The sequence below is a fragment of the Limnohabitans sp. genome (genome assembly GCF_017848645.1).
GTDB lineage: Bacteria > Pseudomonadota > Gammaproteobacteria > Burkholderiales > Burkholderiaceae_C > Limnohabitans_A.
In genome coordinates, this window is the sequence record NZ_JAFEIF010000083.1 from 35,599 (window position 1) to 51,852 (window position 16,254).

Here is a 16,254-nt window from a genome sequence, read left to right on the forward strand (position 1 = left end):
TGCTGAGCGCCGTAAGGGAATACGCTGAAGGGAAAAACCGGCAGCCAGACCATACTTTGCTCATCGATACACAAGGAACCCCCATGACCGTCTCCTGGATCAAACGCACGGCCTGCCTCACGGGCGCACTGTTGGCCGTAGGCCTGCCCCTGGGCGCTTGGGCGCAAGCCTGGCCCAGCAAACAGCCCATCAAATTGGTGGCCGTGTTTCCGCCCGGCGGATCGGTGGACCAAGTGGCGCGCATTTTGTCGGGCCCCCTGTCTCAGCAACTGGGCCAAAGCGTGGTGGTTGAAAACAAAGGCGGTGCCTCGGGCGTGATCGGCACGGCGGGCGTGCTCAGCGCCCCCGCCGATGGCTACACCTTTGCCGTGGTGTTCGACACGCATGGCGTCAACCAAAGCCTGATGCCCAACATGCCCTATGACAGCAAAAAGGACCTGACCCCTCTGGTGCTGGTGGGCACTTCGGCCATGATGCTGACCACACACGCCAACACCGAATACAAAACATTTGCCGACGTGGTGGCCGCAGCCAAGGCCAAAAAGAACGTCTCTTATGGCTCCATTGGCAACGGCAGTCTGGCGCATTTGGCCATGTCTTTGTTGGGCAAAAGTGGTGGCATGGAATTCAACCATGTCCCCTTCAAGGGGGGCGGCCCCTTGATGAACGACGCCATCGCAGGGCACATCCCCCTGTCCATGGCCACCGTCTTTCTGAACAAACCGCACATCGACAGCAAGCGCTTGAGGCCCCTGGCCGTCACATCGGCCAAACGTGTCGCCGATTTTCCTGACGTGCCGACCATTGCCGAAGCAGGCTTTGCGGGCTTCGAAGCCCCGGCTTGGTGGGCGCTGTTGGCCTCGTCCAAAACGCCCCCGGACATCATCAAACGCATGAACGAAGAGCTGAACAAGGCGCTGGCCAACCCTGATGTCTCCAAGCGATTGGTGGCTCAGGGCATTGAGATTTCAGGCGGCAGTGTTGAAAAAGCCAAGACCTTCATCGACGGCCAGATCGACACTTGGGCCAAAGTGGTGCGTGACAACGGCATCAAACCCGACTGAGCTCAAGCCGCCGCATCCGGCGGCGGCGCGTCGACCACCAAATCTGCGTTCAGTGCACGCACCCGGTGGTCCACGTAGTACCCCCCAAACTCGGTGTACCTGAGCAGCACGCGCTGGCAGCCGCTGCACGCAAACACATCACAGCGGTTGTAGGGGAAAAATTCGGGCGCAATGGGCGCAAGCGGGCTCTCGTAGCGGGTGCCCTCGGGGTGGAATTCTTCAAACGTGGGCTCGCTGCCCAGCGCCGTGTCGCCATCGTCTTGTGCTGCGCGCAAACTGCCCATGGCGGTCATGTGCGGCGCGGGCCAACGGTCTTCCGTCATGCTCTCCCAACCGGCACAGGGCCCCAATGCACAGTCACATTTTTGGGGAGAAGCCGCCTTGGCCAAAGCTTTCAAGGCTGGGGCGTCAAGACGGGTTGGTGGTTTCATGGCCATGGGGTTCCAAGGGTTGCCTGCACGCATGTCGAACGGTGTCGCACAGGCCATACAAAAGTTTGAGTGCTTGAAATCTAGCAGTTTTACTGCCCTGCGTACCACCCTTTCGGACAGGTCGATGGTGACAGGCTCCACAACTGGGGCACCCTGTTTGCCCTGTCTGTTGATCAGGGGTGTCGAACCAGGGTTGGGATTCCGGCTCAAAACACATATACTCCCACATATACTTTTCACCGGAGTTGAACATGGCACAAATCACGCTGTATTTGGACGATGCCACACAAGCTTTGGTCGATGAAGCCGCCAAAGCCAATGGGGTGTCCAAGAGCCGTTGGGTGGCGGACATCATCCGCACTTATGCGGCGCACGATTGGCCGCAAGACTGCCTGGCGCTGGCAGGCCGTTTTGCAGACTTCCCCCTGAGGGAAGAGGCACCCCACACCCCGCCTGCCGATGTGCCGCGCCTGATTTTTTGATGCCCGGCCATGTTGATCCTCGACAGCAACACCATCAGCTATTACTTCAGAGGTGACCCCCATGTGGTGCCTCGCCTGCAAGCGGTGAGGCCGGGCACGCTGGGCGTTCCGGCCATTGTGGCGTACGAGTTGCGCTATGGACTCATGCGCTTACCCCAAGAAGCGGCCGAACCCCGCTTGGCCGCCTTGGCGCAATTTCTTCGACCCCTGCAAATGTTGCCCTTTGACGATGAATGTGCCCTACAGGCCGCCAAAATTCGCATCGCTTTGGAATCGGCAGGCACACCCATCGGCCCACACGACACCTTGATAGCGGCCACCGCCATGCGCCATCAGGCCACACTCATCACGCGCAATGTGCGCGAGTTTTCTCGGGTGCCGGGCCTGCAGTGGATCAACTGGCACGACGACAGGCCAGCCCTTAAACCCTGAGCGAACTCCATGGCCTTATGCCAGTTCGTCCCACACCACAGCTCAACGACCCCTTTGTCATGCACATGACTGGTTTGACCCCGACCTCAACTTAAAGTCCAGTGATGATGCATTTCTACGAACCCCACCTGGGCCACGGCCTTAAACACGATCCGTTCAACGCCATCGTGGGTCCCCGCCCCATTGGTTGGGTGTCAAGCCGCAGCGACAGCGGCGTGCTCAATTTGGCCCCCTACAGTTTTTTCAACGCCTTCAACTATGTGCCGCCGCTGATTGGTTTTTCCAGCATCGGGCGCAAGGACTCGCTGAACAACATCGAAGCCAACGGCGAATTTGTCTGGAATCTGGTCACCCGCCCCCTGGCCGAAGCCATGAACCAGACCTGCGAGGGCGTGCCCCCCGAGGTGGACGAATTTGCCCTGGCCGGTCTGACCCCTGCACCCTCGCGCCTTTTGAGCGTGCCCCGGGTGTTGGAGAGCCCGGTCAGCTTTGAATGCCGCTGCACCCAAATCCTGCAAATGCAAAACCTGCAGGGTGAGAAAGTGGACACCTGGATGGTGTTTGGCCAGGTGGTTGGCGTGCACATCGACGAGCGCCTGATTCCCAACGGCATTTACGACACCGCCAATGCTGGGCATGTGTTGCGCGGGGGTGGCCCAGCCGATTACTTCACCATCGGCCCGGAACAACTCTTCAAGATGTACCGACCCGAAAGCGGCGCACGCGATTTACCCAAGTGACTTGCACCCCGTGAGTTGCCCCATTGAACGAGCGCATGTGACACGGGCCTTGGGTTTTCCCTAGCCTGCACGGCGTGCTGTGGGCCGCATGATTTGGGTAGACAAGTTCAACCTCAGCCCGTCATGACCACACCTTCTTCTGCATCCCCCACCCAGTCCCCCATCTGCAGCACCATGATGCAGATGCCCCTGTCGCTGAACCACTTGCTCGAACGGGCGGGCACTTTGTTTGCCAGCAACGAGATCGTCTCGCGCCTGCCCGACAAGTCGCTGGTGCGGCACAGCTATGGCGCGTTTTACCAACGCACCAGACAGCTGGCGCAAGCCCTGCAAAACATGGGCCTGCAAAAAGGCGATCGCGTAGCCACGCTCTGCTGGAATCACCACGCGCACCTGGAGTGCTATTTCGGCATCCCAGCCGCAGGTGGCGTCATGCACACACTCAACCTGCGCCTGTCGCCCGAAGAGATCGCCTGGATCGCCAACGACGCACAAGACAAGGTGCTGATCATCGACGACGTGTTGCTGCCGCTGTACCAACAGTTTGCGCACCTGTACCGCTTCGAGCGCGTGATCGTGTTCCCGTTTTCCGGGGCAGCGGTGCCCGCTGAATTCACCGATTACGAGCAGCTGCTGGCCAGCACCGACACACAGGGCTTTCAATACGCCCCGCACGCCGAAGACGATGCGGTGTCCATGTGCTACACCTCGGGCACCACGGGCCGGCCCAAGGGCGTGGTGTATTCGCACCGCTCGACCATCTTGCACACCCTGGTGGGCTGCTTGGGCGACTTTTGGGGCCTAAAAGGCAGCGACGTGATCTTGCCTGTCACGCCCATGTTCCATGCCAACAGCTGGGGCATCCCTTATGGCGCGGTGATGATGGGCGTGAAGCTCGTGTTTCCTGGCCCGCACCTGCACCCGGAAGACCTGCTGGACCTGATGACGGCCGAGCCCCCCACACTCTCGCTGGGCGTGCCCACCATCTGGATGGGTTTGATCCAGGCTTTTGAGGCCGCACAAACCACCCAACCAGACCGCTGGAAATTGCCCGCTGGCATGCGCTCGCTGGTGGGTGGTGCGGCCGTGCCCGAGGCGCTGATTCGCGCTTTTGACCGGCACGGCATCTGGATTTTGCAAGGTTGGGGCATGACCGAAACCTCGCCTTTGTGCACCGTGTCTTACCCCAAGTCGGAGCTGAAAAACGCGTCCATGGACGAGCGTTACCGCCGCGCCGCCATGGCGGGCGTGCCCGTGCCGCTGACGGAGCTGCGCATCCGAGGCGAAGACGGCCAGGACGCCCCCTGGGACGGCCAGCATGTGGGCGAGATTCAGGTGCGCGGTCCCTTCATTACCGGCAGCTACCACCAGGTGCCGGTGAGCGAAGACAAGTTCAGCGCCGACGGCTGGCTGCGCACAGGCGATGTGGCCAGCGTGGACGCCTTGGGTTTTGTGCGCATCACCGACCGCACCAAAGACCTGATCAAGTCCGGCGGCGAATGGATCAGCTCGGTCGATCTGGAAAACGCCCTGATGGCCCACCCCGACGTGGCCGAAGCGGCCGTGATCGCCATCCCCGACCCCAAGTGGAGCGAGCGGCCGCTGGCCTGCATCGTGCTCAAACCAGGTCGAGCGCAAGGTCAGGCGCCTCGGCCCGAAGACTTTGCCGCGCACCTGCTGCAGCACGGCTTTGCCAAGTGGCAGGTGCCCGACCGCTATGAGTTCATCGACGCCGTGCCCCGCACCTCCACGGGCAAGTTCTACAAACTCAAACTGCGCGAGCGTTTTCCCGCCTGAGCAGGCGGACAGCGCTGAGCTCAGCCCTGACGCCAGTAGGCTCTCCGGACACAGGGTTAAGAGGCACGGCCCACAATGGGTTGGCGCTGCTTGAGCGCTACTTTTTTCCAGGGGATGACCATGCGCCACCCGTTTGTCATGGCAATGTGCGCCAGCCTGTTTTTGTGCAGCTTGGCCTGGGCGCAAGCTGCCGGGCAGCCTGGCACCGCACAAGACAGCCCCAACAACACCCCACTAGCCTTGCCGCCCGAGCCGCTGCAGCGGGTGCTGCAATCGGTGGTGACGGTGCAAAGCCGCAGCGACGCGCAGGCCAACACCAGCCGCACCCTGGGCCAGCGCCGCGAAGGCTCAGGCGTGGTCATTGGCCCCGACCTGGTGCTGACCATTGGCTACCTGCTGCTCGAAGCCGAAAGCGTGGACCTGATTGACCACCAGGGCCGCCGCATTCCGGGGCAAGTGCGGGCCGTGGACAACCTCAGCGGCCTGGGCCTGATCCGCTCACTCGTGCCGCTGCGCCTGGAGGCCGTGCCGCTGGGCGACTCCGACACCCTGCCCACGCCCGGCAAGCTCTGGACCCTGGGCCAAAACGAGACCGAACCCACCGCGCTGGAGCTGGTCTCCAGAAAAGTTTTTGCGGGCAGCTGGGAATACCTGCTGGAAGCGCCCTTGATGACGATGCCAGCGGTGAACAACTGGAGCGGCTCGGGCTTGTTTGACGCCCAAGGCCAGTTGGTGGGCATTGGTTCCTTGTTGGTGCAAGACGTGTACGGCGACCAAGTGCCGCTGCCGGGCAATTTGTTTGTGCCCGTGAACCTGCTCAAAGACCCCCTGCCCGACTTGGTGCGCAGCGGCAAACGCCCCGGCCCGGCCACGCCCTGGCTGGGCATCACCAGCCAACGCCTGCCGAGCGGCGGCTTGGGGGTTTTGCGGGTGTCGCCGGGCAGCCCAGCCGCCGAAGCGGGCATCCAAATGGGTGACACCTTGCTGGCCCTTCAAGGCCAGTCGCTGGATGACCTGCCCGACTTTTACCGCCGCCTGCGGGCCTTGGGGCCTGCAGGCAGCCGCTTGACCCTCACGGTGCGCAGCGAGGGCCAAAGCCGCGAGGTGGAGTTGCTCAGCACCGACCGCGCAACGGCACTGAAAAGGCCTAGCGGGATTTGACCTGCGACACGTCCTTTTGACGTCTTCATCCCAAGCCGTTCCAGCTGTTTGAATGCGCCCCGTGGACAGGGGCGTCGCACACACAACGAAAAACATCGCCCACAGGGGTGGGCTGCTACAACGGCAAGCTCACAGCGCATTTTTGCAGGAGCCACACCCTGTGGGCGATAGATGTGGCACACGCCTTCAAGCCGAAAACTTGGGCGGGCGCTTTTCAATGAAGGCGTTCACCGCCTCATGGTGGTCGTCGGTCATGTGGGCAATAGCCTGGTAGCCCGCCGACATCTCCAGCAAGGATTCCAACGAGCTGCGCTCCCCCTCGCGCAGCAAACGCTTGGTCATGCGCAGCACCGCGCCCGGGTTGGCCGCGATCTTGCGCGCCAGCGCCAGCGCCTCGGGCATCAATTGATCGGGTGCCACCACCCGCGAGACCAGCCCACAGGCCAGCGCCTGCTCGGCCGACAAAGCCTCGCCCGTGAAGGCCATCTCGGCCGCTTTGGATGCGCCCACCGCACGCGGCAGAAGCCAAGCACCGCCGTCGCCCGGCACGATGCCCACTTTCACAAAACTCTCGGCAAAGGTAGCCTTGTCGGAGGCGATGCGGATGTCACACATGCAGGTCAAATCCAGCCCCGCGCCAATGGCCGGGCCGTTGATGGCAGCGATCACGGGCACATCCAGGTTGTAGAGCGCCTTGGGCAAACGCTGGATGCCATTGCGGTACTCCTCGCGGATGACGTCGGGCATGAGCTGTTGCGTTTGGTAGCGCAGCATGTCCTTGACGTTGCCGCCCGAGCTGAAGACCGGGCCTTCGGCAGTAAGGATGACAGCACGGACGCTGGTGTCCTTGGTGATGTCGGCACAAGCCTGCACAAACTCTTCGACCGCCGTGTTGCCCGTCAAGGCGTTGCGGGTCTCGGGCTGGCTCATGGTGAGGATGGCGATGCTGCCCTCCCGGGTGATGTTGAGAAAAGCGTTCATGGGGTTTCCTGTCGAAAAAATCAAAGCACCGTGTCGGTGAGTGTGCGCATCAGGTCCAGGCTGAGCGGCTCGGGGCTGTCCAGCAGGGCCTTGCCCAGCACATCGTGCCAGTAGGACTCTGACCCAGCGGCTTGCCGCCAAGCGTGCAGCCTGCGGGTGTACAGCTGCAGGTCAAACTCGCGTGTGAAGCCGATGGCACCGTGGATGGAATGACTCAGGCCCGCCACTTCAAGCGCTGCCTCGCTGGTGCGGGCCTTGGCCATGGCCACGCGCAGGCGGTCGGGCACTTGGCCCGCTGCGCGCAAGCCCAGCTGGGCGGCCATGCGGGCGGCAAACGCATGCTCGGACATGACGCTCAGCTGGTGCTGGATCGCCTGGAACTTGCCAATCGGTTTGCCAAACTGCTGGCGGTCGTTGGCGTATTGCAGCGTGCGGCTGAACACGGCCATCAGGGCACCGGCCAGTTGGGCCGCGTAAAGGGCCGCCTGCAAGGTCATGAGGTCGTGCGTTCCGGGCACCGCTTGGGCAGCGTCCCAAGCCGCTTGGGGCCAGCTCATCTGCGCGTCCAGGCAAAACCCGACCACTTGCACCTGAGCATCGGCTGCAGGCAACAGACGGCAAGCGCCACCAGACGAAACCAGCACCCAGTCGGCTTGTGTGCCACAACGCACTTGTGCGCAGTGCAAAAGGCCATCACCGGCCAGATGGCCCATGCCGAACACCACCGAGCCCTTGGGCGCAGACACGCCTGCATGAGCCATCAGGCCCCGCGCCAATAAGGTCTCGCCCAAAGGCACGGGCACTGCATAGCTGCCGCAGAGCTCCAGCACCGGGTAGACATCGGCCAAAGCCAGACCTGCGCCGCCCGCAGATTCGGGCACCAGCGCATCGGCAAAGCCGGCGTCTTCAAGCGCTTGCCACAGCGCGGCACGCGTTTGGCCCGCTTCGATGGCGCGCACCACCGCAGGCGTGCAGTGGTCGGTGAGCAGCGCCTTGACGGCATCTGAAAAAAGATCGTCCATGGTGTTTCCTTTTCAGCGCAAGCCTAGGCCACGCGCGATCATGCCGCGCAGGATGTCGCGTGTGCCGCCGCGCAGCGAGTAGCTGGGCGCCACCTGCGTGATGTAGATGAGCGTGTTGAGCAGCTCGGCGGGCACTTCGGTGTCGGGGCGCGAGAACAAGTCGTCGGCAATCGCCGCTGGAATCAGCTGCTCCACGCCTGTGCCCAGGTCTTTGACCAGAGCGGCTTCCACCACCGGGCTTTCACCCCGCGTGAGTTTTTCGGTGATGGCCACCGACATGGCGCGCAGCGGTGCCAGCTGGCTCAGGATCTTGCCCGCAAGGCGTTGCGCCTGCGGCGTGCGGCCTTGGGGTGTGCGCACGTAGGCCAGCCACTCGTCGAACAAGGCGATGCTGGAATACAGACGCTCCGGGCCGCTGCGCTCGAACGCCAGCTCGGCCGTGACCTGCTCCCAGCCGCCGCCTTCGTCGCCCACCAGGGCGTCGGGCCCCAGCTGCACATTCTCAAAAAACACTTCGCAAAAATGGCTGTCGCCCGATTGGTCCGTGATGGGCCGCACCGTGACGCCCGGCAAGGACAAGTCCACGATCACTTGCGACAAGCCCTTGTGGCGGTCACCCGCTTCGCCACTGGTGCGCACAAGCGCGATCATGAAGTGGCAGTTGTGGGCATTGGTGGTCCAGATTTTTTGGCCGTTCAGCAACCAGCCCGCCGCATTGGGCGTGGCTCGGGTGCGCACGCTGGCCAAGTCCGAGCCCGAGCTAGGCTCACTCATACCAATGCAGTAAAAAGCCTCACCCCGGCAGATGGCGGGCAAGTAACGCTGCTTTTGAGCTTCGGTGCCGTACTTGAGCAGCAAGGGGCCGCTTTGGCGGTCGGCGATCCAATGCGATCCCACGGGCGCGCCAAAGTTCAAAAACTCTTCCACCAGCACATAGCGCGCAAACGCGCTGAGGCCCGCGCCACCATAGGCTGGCGGAAAGGTGATGCCCAGCCAGCCCCGGCGGCCCAGCTCGCGGCTGAAAGCCGGGTCATAACCCATCCAGGAGCGTGCCCGCACATGGGCAGGTACACCGCGCATGGCCTCCACCAGAAAGGCCCGCACCTCCTGGCGCAGCGCTTCGTCTTGCGCCGGAATGGCCGACGGGTTCAGCGAATCGAGCTGGCTCATGCCCACACCCCTTTTTCAAACAACGTCTTCATGCTCTCTCCATCCATGGCCAACAAACCGCCCCGCCACGCATGGCGGCCCCTGGTGCAGCGCATTATTTCGACGGTTTGTGTTTTCACCTAGTGCTGGCTTTGCTTTGCGCGACACCCACGGGCTGTTCATGGTCAGGCACCGGCTGCTGTTCTGGGCGCGCCTTGTGATGCAGAACCATGGAAACCCTGACAACTCAGGAAAACCCTGATATCCGCTGCGCGACAGCCTGCAGCGGGCAACTGCCTATAGTCCGAAAAACGTTGGGCATCCCCCTCGCGTGAGACGTTCACAGCAGCAAGGTTTTAGACAGATGCATGACTTGATCATCCGCAATGCGCAGGTTTTTGACGGCACGGGCCAGCCCGCAAGACAGGCCGATGTGGCCGTCTCGCAAGGCCGCATCACCCACATCGGCCAGGTGGACGGCCTTGCCCGCGAGATCATCGACGCACAAGGCCTGGCCTTGATGCCCGGCATCGTGGACCTGCACACCCATTACGACGCGCAAGTCACCTGGGACCGCACCATGTCCCCCTCCCCCGCCTTGGGCGTGACCACCGCCGTGATTGGCAATTGCGGCTTTGGCATTGCGCCCTGCCCTGCGCCGCTGCGCGAGACCATGCTGAAAAACCTGTCGGTGGTCGAAGGCATGGACCTGCAATCCTTGCTCACCGGCGTGGACTGGCAGTTTGAGTCCTTTGGCCAATACATGGACCAGCTACGCCGCATCGGCCCTTACGTCAACACCGCCGTGTTTGCAGGCCACTCGGTCATACGCACCGCCGTGATGGGTGCTGATGGCTCGGCCCAAGTCGATCCCACAGAGGATCAACTGCAGACCATGCAAGCCCTGGTGCGCGACGCCATGGACCACGGCGCCATTGGTTTTGCGTCTTCGTTCTCACCCAACCACAGCGGTTTTGGCGGCATCCCCATGCCGTCCACCATTGCCACTGAAAGCGAGCTGCGGGCTTTGGCCGGGGTGCTGGGCGAGAAAAACAAAGGCGTCTTCATGATGGCCACCGGCACCCGTGCCAGCCCCGACGTGATGGAGTCCATCGTGCAAGACACAGGGCGGCCTGGCTACATCTCCACCGTGCTCACCGTGTACAACGAGGGCAACCCCGGCTTGGGGGCCACCTATTACGAGCGCTGCGCCCAAGCCCTGGCGCGCGGCCACGAGCTGTATGTGCTGACCAGCTGCCAACCGCTGTCGTTTGACTTCACCTTGACCGACCCCTACGTGCTGCTCAGCCACTCGGCCTTTGATGCCGTCAAAACCGCCACACCAGAGCAATTGCCCGAGCTGTACCGCTCGCGCGAATTTCGCGACACCTTCCGGCAGAACCTGCGCGAGCCCAAGGCGGGCATCCTGTTTCTGGGCAACTGGCGGCACATCGAAGTGGGTGCCACCGTAATCCCGGCCAACCAGGCGCTCGAAGGCGTGAGCATCCAGGCCCTGGCCGATCAGCGCGGTCTGGACCCGGTGGACGTGTTCTTTGACCTGGCCTTGTCTGAAGACCTGGGAACGCATTTTGTTGGCAAGTTTTTCAACAACAATGACGACGGTGTGGCCCCCTCGCTCAAACACCCGGCCAGCGTGATCACGCTGTCGGACGCGGGCGCCCACCTCACCTACATGTGCGACGCGGGCTTTGGCCTGTACTTTCTCGCGCACTGGGTGCGCGACACCGGGCACTTCAGCCTGGCCGAAGGCGTGCGCCGCCTGACCAGCGAGCCCGCCGACCGATTCCGCATTCCCGACCGTGGCCGCCTGCAAGTGGGCCTGCCCGCCGACCTGCTGCTGTTCGACCCGGCCACCGTGGGCATCTCCAAACCCTTGCCGCGCCAGGACTTGCCTGGCGGCGGCACGCGCATGGTGCGCGAGGCGACAGGGGTGCATGGCGTCTGGGTCAATGGCGTGAAAGTACATGACGGCCAAGACTACATTGACCACCCCCATGGGCCCGGCCAAGTGCTGGACCATTTCAATTCCTGAGGAGCATTGACATGACCACTTTTCTTCGATTTTTGACGGGTCTTTTTCTGGCCTTCATGGCCAGCAGCATCTGGGCCCAAAGCTGGCCCAACAAGCCCGTGCGCATGATCATCGCCTTCCCGCCCGGCGGCCCCACGGACCTGGTGTCACGGGTGTTGGCGCAGCGCCTGTCAGAGCAACTGGGCCAACAAGTCATCGTCGACAACAAGCCCGGTGCAGGTGGCAACCTGGCGGCCGAACTGGCGGCCAGAGCCACGCCCGATGGTTACACGATTTTCTACAACACATCGGCCATCGTGATTGGCCCGGCGCTTTACGGCAAGGTGAATTACGACACCCTGAAAGACTTTGCGCCCGTGGCCCTGACGGCCAGCGTGCCCATGGTGCTGGTGGTCAACCCCCAGCTGCCCGCACGCAGCGTCAAGGAATTTTTAGACCTGGCCAAATCACGCCCGGGTGCGCTCAACTACAGCTCTTCGGGCACCGGCACCATCACGCATTTGGCCAGCGCCATGATGTCCACCCAAACCGGCGTGCAGACCCAACACATCCCCTACAAAGGCAGCGCCCCGGGCTTGGTGGATCTGGCAGCGGGCCAAACGCAATTCATGATCGACACCATCAACACGGTCTTGCCTTATGTGCGCGACAACCGCCTGCGCGGCCTGGCTGTGACCAGCATCAAGCGCTCCAGCCTGCTGCCCGATCTGCCCACACTGGCCGAATCGGGCATGCCCGGCTTTGATGCCGCCGCCTGGCAAGGCATCGTGGTGCCCACCGGCACGCCTGCCGACATCGTGCAAAAGCTCAACACCGAAGTGAACAAGGCGCTGGCTCACCCTGATTTGCGCGCCCGCCTGGCCGCACAAGGCGCTGAAATTCTGGGCGGCACACCCGCCGAGTACGCCGCCCACCTGCGCACCGAAATGCCGCGCTGGGCCAAGGCTGTGAAAGACTCGGGCGCCAAAGCCGAGTGACCCTCGGGGCCACCAAAAACAGGTAATTTCACTGTAAGAGCCCACCCCTGTAGGCGATGCCACGCTGTCAACCAGCGCAGGCCATCGCTCACAGGGTGGGCTTTTACAAAACTGCGGGCACGATCGCCAGCAGCGCTTGCACCGCCTCTTCGCTCAGACCCGCTTCACGCAACACCTCGGCGCTGTGCTGGCCCAAACGCGGTGCCGGTTTTTGCACGGGCAAACCCGGTGTGCCGGAAAAGCTGACCGGCACACCAATTTCATGCACTCGCCCTTCACTGGGGTGATCCACTTCCTGCAGCATGCCCACTGCATGCAGATGCGGGTCTTGCAGCAAGCTGTCGATGTTGTGCATGGGCATGCAGGGGATGTCGGCCTCGTTCAGCCGCGCCATCCAGACCTCGGTGCTCTGCGTGGCCATGGCCTGGGCCACCAGGCGGTACAAGTCGTTGATGTGCCGGGTGCGCGCGCCAATGTTGGCAAAACGCGGGTCCTGTGTGAACAGATGGCCCTGCCCGATCAGGTCCAGAAACTTTTCCCAATGCCGGTCGGTGTAGATCAACACGCACAAATGCCCATCCAGGGTGGGGTAAGGCCGGCGCTCCTTCACCAACAAGCGGGGGTAGCCGGTCTCGCCCAAGGCCGGCTCAAAACTGGCCCCGGCCATGTGCTCGCCCAACACATATTGCGCCATGGTCTCGAACATGGGCACCTCCACCGCCTGGCCCACACCGGTTTGGTAACGGGCAATCACCGCCGCCAAAATGGCGTTCGAGGCCATCAGGCCCACCGTGCGGTCGGCCAGGGTCAGCGGCACATAACGCGGCTCACCGCCACTGGCCCGGCTCATCAAACTGGGCACGGCTGCAGCGCCCTGAATCAGGTCGTCGTAAGCAGGCTTACCCGCATAAGGACCCTTCTCGCTGTAGCCATACAGACCGGCATAAATGATGCGGGGGTTGATGGCTTTGAGCCGCTCGTAATCGATGCCCAGCCGCTGCATGGCCTGCGGGCGGATGTTGTAGACCACCACATCGGCCGTCTCCACCAGCTTGAAGAACGCTTGCAGGCCCTCGGGCTTTTTCAGGTCCAGCACCAGGCTGCGCTTGTTGCGGTTGACGTGCAAAAAAATCGAGCCCATGCCGGCATGGCGCATCGGACCAATGCCGCGCACCGTGTCCCCGGCGGGCGACTCGATCTTGACCACATCCGCCCCCATGTCGGCCATCAGCTGCGTGGCAAAGGGCCCCATCAGCACACTGGTCAAGTCCAGGACCCGCAATCCACTCAATGCACCGCCCATGCTGCTTTCCTTCCAGGTTGGGCTGGCATTATCGGTGCCACACATGCGCCCATGTGTCTCGCAAGGGGCCGCCGCTGCCCCGCCAATATCCGCACAATGTGTGACAACGCACAGACGCCGCTTCGGCGATACTGCCTCACCATGCACCGCACCATTTTCACCACCCCGGTCGTCAACACCTTGCTGAGGTGGTTTTCCATCGGTTTTTTACGCCTCAAAGGCTGGCGTGTCGAAGGGGCCTTGCCGCCAGCCGGACACAAAAGCGTGCTGATTGCGGCACCGCACACCAGCAACTGGGACCTGCCCTACACCCTGATGGTGGCTTTTGCCCTGCGCCTGACCCCTTACTGGATGGGCAAGAAAAGCATTTTCAGCTTCCCCTTTGGTCCCCTCATGCGCTGGCTGGGCGGCATCGCCGTCAACCGCGAACAATCGACCAACCTGGTGGCCGCTTCTGCACAAGCCTTGGTGCAAGCACAAGGGCCTGTGCAGCTGATCGTGCCCCCCGAGGGCACACGCAGCAAAACGCGCTATTGGAAAACCGGCTTTTATTACATTGCCCTGCAGGCGCAAGTGCCCATCGTGCTGGCCTACATGGACTACAGCACCCGCCACAGTGGCCTGGGGCCCGTGTTCACCCCGACGGGTGATGTGGACGCAGACATGGCGAGCATCAAAGCCTTTTATGCGCCCTTCAAAGGCAAAAACCCTGACCAATTCAACAGCAAGGAGTAAAGCATCATGGCCAAAGACTTCAGCACCATGGAAGACAGCAACCGCTCGTCCAATCCCGACATCCACCAAGTCATTGCCGCCTCACGCCGCCGTTTCTTGCAGGGCGGTGCGGCCGTGACGCTGGCCTCGGTGCTGGCCCCCTTGGCAGGTTGTGCGGCCCTGGGCCAGGCGCAGCCCAAAATCGGCTTCAAAGGCATCCCGGTGGGCATGGGCGACCGGCTGGTCGTGCCCGAAGGTTATGTGGCCACCGCTCTGGCCGCCTGGGGAGAACCGGTGGGCATTGCGCGCAACATGCCCGCCTTCAAGATGGACGGCTCCAACACCGCCGATGACCAAGCGGTGCAAATGGGCATGCACCACGACGGGCTGGCCTACTTTGCGCTGGACGGTTCGCGCCGAGGCCTGCTGGCCATCAACCACGAATACACCGACGATGGCTTGCTGCATGTGGGCGGCTTCAACGCCATGAACGCCGAGAAAGTGCGCAAATCGCAAAACGCGCACGGCCTGTCGGTCATCGAAGTCGAGCTGAACAACCAGCAGTGGCAGATGGTGCGCCCCTCGCGCTACGCCCGCCGCCTGCCCATGAGCGCGCCTTTCAGCGTGGGTGGCCCGGCCGCTGGCCACCCCCTGATGCGCACCGCCGCCGACCCCGAAGGCCGCACCGTACTGGGCACCCTGAACAACTGCGCCAGCAGCAAAACCCCATGGGGCACCTACCTGTCGGGTGAAGAAAACTTTGCCTTTTACTTTGGTGGAGCCGACAAGCCCACTCCCGACCAAAGCCGCTGGGGTGCCCGCAAAGATGGCCTCTACGCCTGGGACAAACACGATGCCCGTTTCGATCTGAAACAAAACCCCAACGAATACCACCGCTTTGGCTGGGTCGTCGAACTCGATCCGATGGACCCCACCAGCACCCCCGTCAAACGCACCGCACTGGGCCGGGCCGCGCACGAAGGCGCCTGGGTGGGGGTGACGCGCGATGGCCGCGCCGTGGTCTATTCGGGCGAAGACGCGCGCTTTGAATACATCTACAAATTTGTCAGCCGCGACAAAATCGCGCCCGCTGGCAACGGCCTGACACAAGCCCAAGCCAACCGCGAACTGCTGGACCACGGCACCTTGTACGTGGCCCGCTTTGATGCCGATGGCCGGGGCCAATGGCTGCCGCTGGTGCACGGCCAAGGACCGCTGACGGCCGCCAACGGCTTTGCCGACCAGGGCGAAGTCGTCATCAAGGCCCGCCAGGCCAGCGACCTGTTGGGTGGAACCAAAATGGACCGCCCCGAGTGGCTCACCATCGATCCGGCCAATGGCTGGGTGTATTGCACCCTGACCAACAACAGCCAGCGCGGCACCGCCGGCAAGCCGGGCGTGGACGCGGCCAACCCCCGCGCCAACAACGTCATGGGTCAAATCATCCGCTGGAAAGACGAAGGCGACTTTGACGGCCGCCGCTTCGAATGGAACCTGATGGTGCTTGCAGGCGACCCGGCCAACGAACGCGCCGAAGCCAAAGGCAACATCAAGGGCGACATTTACGCCTGCCCTGACGGCATCGCCTTTGACCAGCGCGGCGTTCTGTGGATCCAGACCGACGCGCACGCCACCCAGATGTACCAGGGCGAGCTGGCCCGCATTGGCAACAACCAGATGCTGGCCTGCGATCCAGCCACAGGCGAGACCCGCCGCTTTCTGACCGGCCCCACCAACTGCGAAGTCACGGGTGTGGCCCTGACGCCGGACGGCACCACCATGTTCATCAGCATCCAGCACCCGGGCGAAACCCCCTCCGACCGCAGCGACCCGGCCCAGCCCGGCAAATTCTCCAACTGGCCCGATTACGCGGCAGGCGGCCGTCCACGTTCGGCCGCTGTGGTGATCCGCAAACTCGACGGTGGTGTGATCGGCACCTGACCCCACT

Annotated in this window: 15 protein-coding genes; 10 read left to right on the plus strand and 5 right to left on the minus strand. The window is 62.8% G+C overall.

Going from position 1 to position 16,254, the window contains the following annotated elements; genetic code table 11:
• Positions 1-83: 83 nt before the first annotated feature.
• Positions 84-1,064, plus strand: coding sequence for a tripartite tricarboxylate transporter substrate binding protein (locus tag QZ190_RS17965; protein ID WP_291919207.1), 981 nt, complete (start codon positions 84-86; stop codon positions 1,062-1,064).
• A 2-nt stretch (positions 1,065-1,066) separates the two neighbouring features.
• On the opposite strand, the gene QZ190_RS17970 is transcribed toward QZ190_RS17965, so the two are convergent.
• Positions 1,067-1,387: a hypothetical protein gene (locus tag QZ190_RS17970; protein ID WP_367114251.1), complete on the minus strand. Its 321-nt coding sequence runs from the start codon at positions 1,385-1,387 to the stop codon at positions 1,067-1,069.
• Between the two features lie 359 nt (positions 1,388-1,746).
• On the opposite strand from QZ190_RS17970, the gene QZ190_RS17975 reads away from it, so the two are divergent.
• From QZ190_RS17975 to QZ190_RS17995, 5 genes are all read left to right on the plus strand, one after another.
• On the plus strand, positions 1,747-1,977 hold the full coding sequence (locus QZ190_RS17975; RefSeq protein WP_291919211.1) for a CopG family transcriptional regulator: 231 nt from the start codon (positions 1,747-1,749) through the stop codon (positions 1,975-1,977).
• A 9-nt stretch (positions 1,978-1,986) separates the two neighbouring features.
• On the plus strand, positions 1,987-2,409 hold the full coding sequence (locus QZ190_RS17980; protein ID WP_291919213.1) for a type II toxin-antitoxin system VapC family toxin: 423 nt from the start codon (positions 1,987-1,989) through the stop codon (positions 2,407-2,409).
• Between the two features lie 104 nt (positions 2,410-2,513).
• Complete coding sequence (locus tag QZ190_RS17985; RefSeq protein WP_291919215.1) at positions 2,514-3,149, plus strand: flavin reductase family protein; 636 nt, start codon at positions 2,514-2,516, stop codon at positions 3,147-3,149.
• Between the two features lie 123 nt (positions 3,150-3,272).
• Positions 3,273-4,946 carry a long-chain fatty acid--CoA ligase gene (locus QZ190_RS17990; RefSeq protein ID WP_291919217.1) on the plus strand — a complete coding sequence of 558 codons (1,674 nt, stop codon included), beginning with the start codon at positions 3,273-3,275 and terminating at the stop codon, positions 4,944-4,946.
• A 120-nt stretch (positions 4,947-5,066) separates the two neighbouring features.
• Entirely contained in the window at positions 5,067-6,107 is a 1,041-nt protein-coding gene (locus QZ190_RS17995) for a S1C family serine protease (protein ID WP_291919219.1), read from the plus strand.
• Positions 6,108-6,293: 186 nt separating this feature from the next.
• Here QZ190_RS17995 and QZ190_RS18000 read toward each other — a convergent pair whose 3' ends face one another.
• Genes QZ190_RS18000 through QZ190_RS18010 form a run of 3 tightly spaced genes read right to left on the minus strand, consistent with a single transcriptional unit; the run spans position 6,294 to position 9,280 of the window.
• Positions 6,294-7,088: a crotonase/enoyl-CoA hydratase family protein gene (locus QZ190_RS18000; protein ID WP_291919220.1), complete on the minus strand. Its 795-nt coding sequence runs from the start codon at positions 7,086-7,088 to the stop codon at positions 6,294-6,296.
• A gap of 20 nt (positions 7,089-7,108) precedes the next feature.
• Positions 7,109-8,110, minus strand: a complete 1,002-nt coding sequence (locus QZ190_RS18005; RefSeq protein WP_291919222.1) for an acyl-CoA dehydrogenase family protein — start codon at positions 8,108-8,110, stop codon at positions 7,109-7,111.
• Between the two features lie 12 nt (positions 8,111-8,122).
• Entirely contained in the window at positions 8,123-9,280 is a 1,158-nt protein-coding gene (locus QZ190_RS18010; RefSeq protein ID WP_291919224.1) for an acyl-CoA dehydrogenase family protein, read from the minus strand.
• A 343-nt stretch (positions 9,281-9,623) separates the two neighbouring features.
• On the opposite strand from QZ190_RS18010, the gene QZ190_RS18015 reads away from it, so the two are divergent.
• Together QZ190_RS18015 and QZ190_RS18020 are read left to right on the plus strand one after the other, a co-directional pair.
• On the plus strand, positions 9,624-11,312 hold the full coding sequence (locus tag QZ190_RS18015) for an amidohydrolase family protein (RefSeq protein WP_291919226.1): 1,689 nt from the start codon (positions 9,624-9,626) through the stop codon (positions 11,310-11,312).
• 11 nt (positions 11,313-11,323) lie between these two features.
• Positions 11,324-12,289, plus strand: a complete 966-nt coding sequence (locus QZ190_RS18020; RefSeq protein WP_291919228.1) for a tripartite tricarboxylate transporter substrate binding protein — start codon at positions 11,324-11,326, stop codon at positions 12,287-12,289.
• A gap of 103 nt (positions 12,290-12,392) precedes the next feature.
• Here QZ190_RS18020 and QZ190_RS18025 read toward each other — a convergent pair whose 3' ends face one another.
• Positions 12,393-13,592 (minus strand): CoA transferase, encoded by a 1,200-nt coding sequence (locus tag QZ190_RS18025; protein ID WP_291919230.1) that lies wholly within the window; start codon positions 13,590-13,592, stop codon positions 12,393-12,395.
• A gap of 141 nt (positions 13,593-13,733) precedes the next feature.
• Between QZ190_RS18025 and QZ190_RS18030 the strand changes: the two genes are divergently transcribed.
• The gene (locus QZ190_RS18030; protein WP_291919231.1) at positions 13,734-14,327 is read left to right on the plus strand and encodes a lysophospholipid acyltransferase family protein; all 594 of its coding nucleotides are present in this window, start codon (positions 13,734-13,736) and stop codon (positions 14,325-14,327) included.
• A 6-nt stretch (positions 14,328-14,333) separates the two neighbouring features.
• Positions 14,334-16,247 carry a PhoX family phosphatase gene (locus QZ190_RS18035; protein ID WP_291919233.1) on the plus strand — a complete coding sequence of 638 codons (1,914 nt, stop codon included), beginning with the start codon at positions 14,334-14,336 and terminating at the stop codon, positions 16,245-16,247.
• Positions 16,248-16,254 lie beyond the last annotated feature (7 nt).